At 65.4% G+C, this 844-nt stretch carries 1 pseudogene; it reads left to right on the forward strand.

Annotated features, from left to right (window positions below):
• Positions 1-844: pseudogene (locus tag VP06_RS37615) on the forward strand (hypothetical protein); the annotation flags it as partial.

Raw genomic sequence — 844 nt, forward strand, 5'->3', positions numbered from 1 at the left:
CGGCAACCGGACGCTGATCGACCAAGCGCAGCAGGCTTCGCGCGACATGCTCGCGCCCTTTCAGAAGGACACCACCAAGCCGATCATCACGGCGCCGAAGGCGAAGACGCCGACGAGCACGACTCCGACCGAAACCCTCAACCAGGTCGAGACCTACATCAACAGCCTGGAGCGGACGACGGCGTCGTTGAAGGCCGAGGCCGAGGCCTCCGGCAAGTCGAATGCGGAGCGCACCACGGCCATCAACCTCGCCCGCGCCGAGGAACTGGCAAAGCAGAACAACCTCACACTGTCCGAAGCTGAAATCGCCCGGATCAAGGAGACGTCGGCCGCGACTGCCGAGTACCGTGATCGGCTGGAGGAGGTGCGCGACCGGCAGCAGATGATCCGTGACATGGGCGGCACCGTCCTGCGCGGCATCGTTTCCGACATCCGCGCTGGCGTGAGCGGGATGCAGCTTCTCACGAACGCCACCAGCCGCTTCTTGGATAAGCTGATCGAGGTGGGTGAACAGGGCCTGATCGACAGCTTGTTAGGTAAGAGCGGCGGCTTGGGTGGCGGCGGTCTGCTCGGTGGCCTTTTCAGCAGCCTCCTTGGCGGCGGCAGTGGTCTCGGGGCCAGCCCAGATCTGGCGGTTGGGTCCGCTTCTTCGTGGCTGTTCGACAGCGGCGGCTACACCGGTCCCGGTGGCAAACACGAGCCAGGCGGCATCGGGCACAAGGGCGAAATCGTCTTCAGTCAGGACGATATCCGTCGGAACGGTGGTGTCCGGAACGTCGAGCGCATGCGCCGGGCGTCGCAGGGCTACGCGGCCGGCGGCTACGTCGCTGCTGGTGGATCTGTC

The organism is Methylobacterium aquaticum, assembly GCF_001043915.1.
Taxonomy (GTDB): domain Bacteria; phylum Pseudomonadota; class Alphaproteobacteria; order Rhizobiales; family Beijerinckiaceae; genus Methylobacterium; species Methylobacterium aquaticum.